This is a genomic window from Haloferula sp. A504 (assembly GCF_044385805.1).
In the GTDB taxonomy this organism is placed as follows: Bacteria; Verrucomicrobiota; Verrucomicrobiia; order Verrucomicrobiales; family Akkermansiaceae; genus Haloferula.
Window position 1 is genome coordinate 26,787 of the sequence record NZ_JBISBU010000054.1, and the last position, 8,596, is coordinate 35,382.

Annotated in this window: 7 protein-coding genes; 2 read left to right on the plus strand and 5 right to left on the minus strand. The window is 65.9% G+C overall.

Translation table 11 applies throughout. The features are described 5' to 3' along the window. Positions 1-25 precede the first annotated feature (25 nt). The 5 genes from ACG2LG_RS19115 to ACG2LG_RS19135 all read right to left on the minus strand — a co-directional run bounded on the left by ACG2LG_RS19115 (position 26) and on the right by ACG2LG_RS19135 (position 5,988). Positions 26-670: a hypothetical protein gene (locus ACG2LG_RS19115; protein WP_396261717.1), complete on the minus strand. Its 645-nt coding sequence runs from the start codon at positions 668-670 to the stop codon at positions 26-28. 90 nt (positions 671-760) lie between these two features. Next, positions 761-1,453, minus strand: coding sequence for an endonuclease/exonuclease/phosphatase family protein (locus ACG2LG_RS19120; RefSeq protein WP_396261719.1), 693 nt, complete (start codon positions 1,451-1,453; stop codon positions 761-763). A 5-nt stretch (positions 1,454-1,458) separates the two neighbouring features. Continuing rightward, positions 1,459-3,585 carry a VTT domain-containing protein gene (locus tag ACG2LG_RS19125; protein ID WP_396261721.1) on the minus strand — a complete coding sequence of 709 codons (2,127 nt, stop codon included), beginning with the start codon at positions 3,583-3,585 and terminating at the stop codon, positions 1,459-1,461. 160 nt (positions 3,586-3,745) lie between these two features. Next, positions 3,746-5,062 carry an ATP-dependent Clp protease proteolytic subunit gene (locus ACG2LG_RS19130; RefSeq protein ID WP_396261723.1) on the minus strand — a complete coding sequence of 439 codons (1,317 nt, stop codon included), beginning with the start codon at positions 5,060-5,062 and terminating at the stop codon, positions 3,746-3,748. 56 nt (positions 5,063-5,118) lie between these two features. Next, a complete protein-coding gene (locus tag ACG2LG_RS19135; protein ID WP_396261725.1) occupies positions 5,119-5,988 on the minus strand; it encodes a hypothetical protein in 870 nt (289 codons plus the stop codon). A 149-nt stretch (positions 5,989-6,137) separates the two neighbouring features. Here ACG2LG_RS19135 and mnmA point away from each other — a divergent pair, with 149 nt between their 5' ends. Then, positions 6,138-7,223, plus strand: coding sequence for a tRNA 2-thiouridine(34) synthase MnmA (mnmA, locus tag ACG2LG_RS19140; protein ID WP_396261727.1), 1,086 nt, complete (start codon positions 6,138-6,140; stop codon positions 7,221-7,223). A 2-nt stretch (positions 7,224-7,225) separates the two neighbouring features. Further along, positions 7,226-7,741, plus strand: coding sequence for a hypothetical protein (locus ACG2LG_RS19145; protein WP_396261729.1), 516 nt, complete (start codon positions 7,226-7,228; stop codon positions 7,739-7,741). Positions 7,742-8,596: the final 855 nt, after the last annotated feature.

Here is an 8,596-nt window from a genome sequence, read left to right on the forward strand (position 1 = left end):
GCGCTTCAGTCTCCGATGATCGCCGTCAGGCCCACGGGGCGGCCATGAACAGCGAAAGCACGACGATCACCGAAAAGGCGATGCCGGCCAGCGCCAGCGTGGTGCGCGACTGCAGCTTGCGGTAGTCTTCGGCCATCTGCTGCTCGCTCTCTTGCATCTTCGAGAAGAGCTTTTCGAAACGCCCTGTCACGTCCTCGATCCGCGAGCCGACCTGGCCGATCGCCGAGGCGGTGTCGGCCTGCGTCTCGCGCACGCCGACGAGAGTTTTGTCGACCTGTGTGACCGCCGAGGTCAGGCGCTCGTCGGTCTTTTCGGCGCGCTCCATGTGGCGGCTGAGTCCGGCCAGGCCCTCGGAAATTTCCTTCTGACCCCGGCTGATGTCCTTGATGCCCTGGATCACGGGCATCGGATCGATTTCCATCGAGGGAGAGGCCGTGGCACCGGCCTCGAGGCGTTCGCTGAGTTTCTCCAGAGCCTCGACCAGGCGGTGCTGTTCCTCGCGCATTTCCTCCATCATCCGGCGTCGTCCACCGAGCCAGGCCGGGCGGGTCCGCTCGGCTCGCGGACGGTCCGTGCGGGTGAAGGGGTTCCACCAGCGGCGGGTCTTCGAAGCAGTGTCCGCGGTGGAGGCGTCGAGGGAAGTGTGATCGGTCAGGGTGTCAGTGCTCATGGTGGTTCAGCAGTTCGATGGCTGACCTAAATTATCAAGAAAACTTAACCATTCAAGGGATGGCTTCTGAAAATTGCGCCGGGTGGCGATTCAGCGGCCGGCGGTCCGAACGATGGCCATGAGCGGGCGATGGTCGGAGGCCCGGTCGGCCGGGGGGCTGTCGATGCGCCGGAACTCGACTTCCCGCAGTTTTCCGCGGAGCCCGATGCGGTCGAGGGCGATGGCCGGTCGCCGCGCGGGAAAGGTCCGGGATCGCGAAAGGTGGGGGAAGCGGCGGCGGACGGCACGCATGAACCGTGTGCCGGGACGCCATTCATTGAGATCCCCCATCAGCACTTGGAGGACGTCGTCGTGGCGCTCGTCGGCGTCGGCGAGGATCGCGTCGAGCTGGCGGATCTGGCGCAGGCGTTCGCGTGGCGACAGACCGAGGTGGACGCCGCAGACGTCGAGGGGACCTTCCGGGAGGTCGAGGTGGAAGCGAATCGCGCCGCGGGGTTCACGGCCTCCCGCGGAGAGGTCGATCCGCTGGATTTCGGCGGGGGCGACGCGCGACATCAGGACGTTGCCGTAGGCTCCCCGCGATTTCCGGAGGATGGGATCGTGAACCACCGCCGCGTAGTCGAGTTGCTTCAGCGACTCGAGGAAACCGCGATCGTCGTACACCTCCTGCAGCGCGACGATGTCGGCGCGGCTGCTCTCGATGACTTCGACAATGGCGGCCGGGTCGTCGCGTCCGAGGTGGCCGATGCCGCCGTGGATGTTGTAGGTGAGCAGGCGCAGCATCGGCTTCAGCGGATCTTGCGCCGGAGCCAAAGGGCGGTCCCGGCGATGGCGGCAAGGGTCAGGGAAAACACCAGCCATGCGGTCGGGCTGGGGTTGCGGATGGCCTCGAGAAAGCGCCCGGTGGCGAAGGTCACCGCGGCGATGCCTGGGACCAGGCCGATGGCCGAACCGATCATGAAGACCGAAAACCGAAGCCCGGAGATTCCGGCGACGAGATTCATGATCCCGAAGGGCGCGATGGGCAGCACGCGGAGGATGGCCACGGAACCGATGCCCCGGTCCGCCATGGTCGTGGCCAGGGACTCGAGCTTCTCTCCGGCGACGCGGCGGGCGAGGGGCTTGCCGAAGTGGTGGCCGATGGCGAAGGAAATGGCGGCGGCGATCATCGCCCCGAAGAGCCCGCAACCGAAGGCCGTCCACGGTCCGAAGGTGACGGCGGAGGCGATGATGAACAAATTCAGCGGCAGTCCCACGATTCCGGCGAGGGTCACGACGAGGGTGAGGAGCGGCAGGGCGAGCGGCGAGTCGCGGATCGGCTCGAGCAGCGCGACCACGCGCTCGCGGTCGACATGAGTGCTCCACAGTCGGCTGATGGCGAGGCCCACGGCAACCAGCGCGGTGACCCAGGCGCCGACCTTGAGCCAGGTCCGGAGCGAGGGCACGGCGCGCGCCCGGTGGTTCAACTCGCGGCGGTCGCGCAAGGCCTCGCGCAGATGATGTGCCGGGCCGATGGGTTCATCGGGATCCAGCAGGTGGGTGTCGGCCAGTTTCCGCTCCAGCCTCGAGTTGCACCCACCACGGAGGACCCGGAGGCGGTTTCCCCCCTTGCGGCGCAGGGCGATGATCGCGCTTCCCAGGGAGCCGGCGTCCGCGGTCTCGCGCTCGATCGTTTCGCGGTCGACTCCGAAATGCATCGCCAGCAGGCCGGTGCGGAGGGTCCGGATGAAGTCCTGCGGCTCGTCGTGGAGGAATGCCAGGTCCAGCTCCGAATCGACCTTCATCGAGCGGTTGCTGAGGTTGGCGGACCCGGTGAGGAGCATGCGGTCGTCGGCGATGAGAAGCTTGGCATGGACGTAGATCTGCGACTCGTTGCCTTGATCATCCTCGGCGTGGGGGAAGCAGCAGGAGAACCGCCCGTGTTCGTCGGCCTGCTCGAGGATTTCGATCAGGCGGTCCCGGAGGATGCCGAGCGTCTTCTCCTCGGCCCAACCGGCCTTGCGGGTAAGCACGAGCACGACCTCCGGCCCGTCGGCTTCCCCGAGGCGTTTTGCCAGGGCCGCGACGATCGCGTGGGAGGAAAGGTACTGGTTCTCGATGTAGAGGCATTGGCGGGTGGCCTCGATGATTTCGAGGTGCAGGCGTTCGATGTGGCGCGACGGCTCGTGGTTCCGGTAGCGGGAGAAGGTCAGGGCGAGAGCCACCGGCTCGTCCTCGAAAGCGACCCCCACGCCCTCGGGCCAGGCCGGTGGATCGGCCGGTTCCGTGACCCCGGGCAGCTCCCCGGCACCGGCTCGCTTCCACCTCATGGCGGCCAGCTCCCGGAGATCACCCACCACCGGGCCGGTGAGGACCAGCTGGAGATCGTGGTAGGGCTGATAGTGGTCCTGCCTTGAATTCGAGCGCCTGGAGTCGTCGGGCAGGTGCCGCCCGCTGTCCCAGCGCCAGAGGCTGAGGTCGATGCCGCCGCAGAAGGCGAGCGCACCGTCGATGACGACGAGCTTCTGGTGATGGGAGGCCCCGGGATCGATCGCATCGTCCGTGACGAGATGGAGCCGGGGGTGTCCGGGGTTGCGCCAGCGGCTGAACGGGAGCCATTCGCGCTCGGTCAGGTAGAGGACCGAGTAGTCCCAGAGCAGGATCCGGATCGACAGGCCGGGCTTGTCCCCGAGCACGGCAAAGAGGAAGTCGGCGAGCTCCCGTGGGTAGCCGTCGTCCAGCTCGTCCTCGCGGATCAACTCGACCTGCTGGCTGATGTCCCACGCCAGGATGAGGATTTCGCTTTCGGCGCGGAGCACGGCCCGGCGGAAGGCGAGGAAGTAGTCCCGGGTGCTGAGCAGGATGCCGCCGCGGGCGACGTGGCTTTTCCGCCAGCAATTGTCACCGGCACGCAGGGGCGGTGTGTCGTTTTGCAAGGAAGCTGGGTCGGGCATGCGGTGCCGCCTGGGAGTCAGGGTGACGGCGGTCGATGATTAACAGCCCCGGGGCCGGCGGAAAAGCATGATGGCCCCGAAGGGTGCACAAACGGCGTCCCGTTTCCGGGACGCCGCTGAAAACGTGGGAGTCGTGTCCGGCTCAGGGCATGCGGTAGTAGCCGTCCGGATTGTAGAGGAAATAGACGTCCTTCGGGTTGATCCGGGGCAGAACGGCGTAGGGGCGACCGTCATCATCGACACCGGTCTGCAGCTCCGAAGTGGTCTTCGTCGCGGATTCAGTGGCCGTCTTCACGTCCGGATTGCGGAGGAAGGAGGTTTCATCGATGCCGTCGACGATGTGGTTCACCCACCCGAGCTTTTTCGCTTCCTCGCCGAACTCGGTCCAGTCGCCGCTGGTGGACTGTTCGTACATCTTCTTGATGAATTCCTCCGTCGTGATGCCCATCTTCTCCGCGATCGGGGTGGCGAGGCGGGTCCACCAGCGCTGGCTCTCCTTGTAGAACTCCTGCTGCTGGGTCAGGTTCATGCGGCCGAAGACGGTGGCGCTGATCTGGTGATGGAGGATCACCGCGTTCGGGTAGGCGTAGGATTCCTCGGCCAGGGTGGTGATCGCCGCGGCCATCGAGGCGGCGAAGGATTTCACCACCACGTGGATGGGGGCATCGCTGGCTTCCATCGCCTTGAGGATGCGGTAGCCGGCCATCACCGACCCGCCCGGGCATTCATCGATGACGATGAAGATCGGTTGCTCGCGGTTCTGGTTGTTGAAGTAGTGGATGCGGTCGGTGACGTGATCGGCGGTCTTGGTTGAGATCACATCGTTGAGCGGAATGCGGCGGTCCGAGATGACCACCGTGTTGTCCTCCTCGCGCAGCGGGTTCTCGAGGTACTGCGGTTTTGAGTCGGCGAAGGCCTTGCGCTTCTCGGCGGTCTCGATCGCGGAGATCTCGCCCCGGAGGCGGGTGATCTCGATGGTGGTCTCGGCCTGCACGGCCTTGAGTTCGTTGGTCAGGGCCTCGGCACGTGCCTTGGCGACTTCCGCTTCCTGGTTGAGACGTTCGGCCTCGATCTGGAGCTTGGCGCTGGTGGCTTCCAGCTCGGCCTTGCGGAGCATCGCGGCGTGGGCGAGCCGCTCGGCGATCAGTTCCTTTTCGGCCTTCAGCCGGGCCGCCTCGGCGCGGAGCTTGGCGGTTTCCTTGCGGACCTGTTCGTCGAGCAGCGAGTTCTCGAGGGCCAGGCGCTCCTGCTCCTCCTTCATCTGCGTCTCGCGGGTCTTTTCTTCGGTGACCTGGGTTTCGGCCACGGTTTCCGCGGCCGGCTCGGCTTCGGCGGCCTCGGTCTTGAGTTCGATGGGGGGCGTCGTGGCCGTGGCGGAGGGGGTTGCCGGCGCTTCGGCGTGGAGCCCTCCGGCGAGCGCGAGGCTGACCAGGGTGAATCGGGTGATGGTGGTTTTCATAAGGGACGGTGGTGTCGGGGCGGGATTACGGCGGCGGTGGCCGCTTCTGTCATCGGTCAGGTAGCGTCGGCATCGCCGGATTTCGTGTCAACTTCGCCGGACAACTTGCGCAGCTGGGCCTTGTAGCCAATGAAAAGTGCGGTCCCCGCCAGAATCAGGAAGACCAGCATGGCTCCCCCGAGGAAGATGGCGACCTTGCCGCCGGCGGCCTCGAACGACTCGTCGCTGACCGTTTCCGGCACCGGATCCCCGGGAGTGCGGGCCAGAACCAGCCGATCGCCTTCGAGGGCGGCGCGGGTGAGTTTGCCCATGGCCGGGCCGATCACCGGATCATCCAGCGACCCTTCGAAGATCCGGAGAGTGGAAAAATGTCCCATGAACCCCTCGGCGACCTCGGCATCCTCGACTTCGAGATCCTCGACCTTGAGGGCCAGTTCCCGTTTTCCGAGTTGGGGCGTGGCCTTCACGGTTCCGACGAGATACCGCGGATCGGCGGTCACCGGGCCGTCCTCGCCGTCCTTGGCGAGGCGGGGGCGCCCGTTGAGCTGGTAGCAGATGTCGATGACAAAAGCCTCGGGGGTGATCTCCCGGACGTGGAAGGTCCCGCGCAGTTCCTTCAATGGCTCGAACATCGCGATGGCGAGATTGAGGTCATCGGCGCTCAACTCGATCCGCGCCTCGGCTTCCCCGTCGCTGAGCTGGCTGCGGAACTCTTCCAGTCGAGCGGAAAGGGCGCGGGCCTCGGCCTCCCGAACCTCGAGCGACTCGGTCGGCACCGGCGCCGGCGCTTCCCGGGTGAATTTCTCGATTTCGGCGGCCTGCCGGAAGGGCACCCAGATCGAGAAGCCAATGAGAAACACCAGCATGACCACGGCCGCGATCAGGATGATGCAGCCGGAGAGTGGTGAACGGGCGGAATCGGACACGGGCGGAGCCTACGGCTCCGAAGTTCCAAGTGAGAAGTTCCAAGTTCCAATGGGGAGAGCCGGCGTCCCGCCGGCAGGCTCCGGCATCCTGCCTTTTGTTTGGAACTTGGCCCTTGGCCCTTGGAACTTCGGAGCCGTAGGCTCCGCGCATGGCGAGGGTGCTGGTGGGATTGTCCGGCGGGGTCGACAGCTCGGCTGCGGCCGCGTTGCTGATCGAGCAGGGACACGAGGTCACCGGGGCCTTCATGAAAAACTGGATCAATGCCGAGGGGCTGCCGGGCGATTGCCCCTGGGAGACCGATCTCGAGGACGCTCTGGCGGTGGCGCGGAAACTGGGGATCGAGTTCCGGGTGATCGACCTGATCGACCAGTACAAGGAACGCATCGTCGACTACCTGGTGGAGGGTTATCGGTCCGGGATCACGCCGAATCCGGATGTCTGGTGCAACCGCGAGATGAAGTTCGGCGTGTTCCTCGACTACGCGCTCGAGCAGGGCTTCGAGCGGGTGGCCACCGGGCACTACGCGCGGCGCCGGGAGCTTTCGAACGGCGAGGCCGCGATCCTCAAGGGGGCGGATCCGAACAAGGACCAGAGCTACTTTCTCTCGCTGATGACCCAGCACCAGGTCGCGCACGCGATGTTTCCGGCCGGCGAGATGCTCAAGCCGGCGGTGCGCGAGGTGGCGAAGCGGCACGACCTGCCGACGGCGGGCAAGAAGGACAGCCAGGGGATCTGCTTCATCGGCGAGATCAAGATGCGCGACTTCATCCGCCACTACATTCCCGACTCGCCGGGCGAGATCGTCGACACCACCGGACGGGTGCTCGGCCGCCACGACGGGCTGCACCTTTACACCCTCGGGCAGCGCAAGGGGCACGGGGTGGCCTCGCCACGGGAAGGGATGGCCTACGTGGTGGTGGGCAAGGATGCCGGGCAGAACCGGCTGGTCCTCGGCTGGGATGAAACCGGGACACCCGGACTCTACGCGACGCGCGCGGTGGTCGGATCGGTTTCCACGATCAATGAAGCCTTCGATGCGCCCCGGCGGGTGGAGGCGCAGCCCCGCTATCGCTCGAAGGCAGAGCCGTGCCGGGTGTCACCCCTCGGCGAGGGCCAGGTCGAGATCATCTTCGAAAAGCCGCAGCGGGCGCTGGCGGCGGGACAGATCTGCGCCTTCTACGAGGGAGGACGCTTGCTGGGGGGCGGGGTGTTCGAGCAGATCGGAACGGACTGAGCATGGCCCTGTTTTCCAGTTTCAAGCGCGAGGAGCCGATGGACGAGGGCCCGCCGAAGTGGCCGCTGGACCTGGTGCGTTTCCGGATCGGCCCGCACGGTCTCGGCGAGACCCCCGACAGCGGCAGCCTGTGGGGTCGGTTGATGCAGGCGCACGCGGTGTGCCGTCCCGAGGGGGCGGGCGTCGAGATCGGCCTGGTCGACGGGCGGGTCGATTCGGTTTTCGTCGAGGTGGACGATTTCAAGGGTGGGTTCCTCCGCGATGGGGAGTCCTGTGAGCTGGGTCCGCGTTCGACCGTCGGGGAAATTCAGCAACTCTTTGGAGAGCCCTACTGGACCGACCGCTCGGATGGTGAGGTGATCCTGTTCTACGAGTTCCGGCGTGGTGCGGTGGAATTGCAGTTCGAGTTTCCGGATGGCGAGCGGCTTGGCTTTGTCACGCTGTCGCGGGATGGCGTGATGTCCGATGCTGCGCAGCGGGCGGCCTACGGCTGCGACCTGCCGTGGCCGCCGGCATAGCCAAGGCCTCGCCTTCGAACGGGCACCTCACGGGATCGAAAGGGGGTGATGGAGGAGGTCGGGTGGGGATGCTCCGGCCGTCCGACCACGGGAAATACCGCTTCAAGACCAAGCCCGGCCGACCCCACCCCGACGAACTGAAGATCACCCTCACCGGAAACCCCATCGCCGAAGCGATGCGACGCGCCGCAGAATGGTGCGTGGAAAGACACGGATTCAGCAAACCGGAGGAAAGGGCCGTCCGGCCCGAAGCTACCATGCACACCGTCGACAAATGTTGCAATGCAGCACCCTATTCACAAGTCAACGAGACACTCCGCCGGCAGTGAATGCTTGAACGTCGGGACCCCTTGCATGGTCGGCGACTGGCGGACGCCGGAGGCGTCGCAGGAGGGTAGCCGGGGGTCGAACCCGCGACAGCGGGGAACACCCCCGGTTCACCCGCCACCGCCAAATCGCACCCCGGAGGGGTGCTACGGCCGGGTTGGCTCTGCCGCAAAGCCCCGCTTCAACGCCAAGCGCGGCAGACCCCACCCCGACGAACTCAAGATCACCCTCACCGGAAACCCCATCGCCGACACCATGCGACACGCCGCAAAGTGGAACTCGGAAAGACACGGATTCAGGAAGCCGGAGGAAAGCGTCGGACCGTTTCGCCCAAAACTACCATGACCGCCGTCGCAATTGCGAAATGCGCGGACCGATACCATCCACATCCAATGCTCCTTTCTAAGGCCTGATCCCTCTCAATGCTCGAACGACGGGACTGGTACCATTCCAACACCCGTCCGGAGCAGGCGGGCGAGCCCGTAAGGGACTCGCTCGGCCGACTGCTCCGGCGGCGGTGACGGAGCT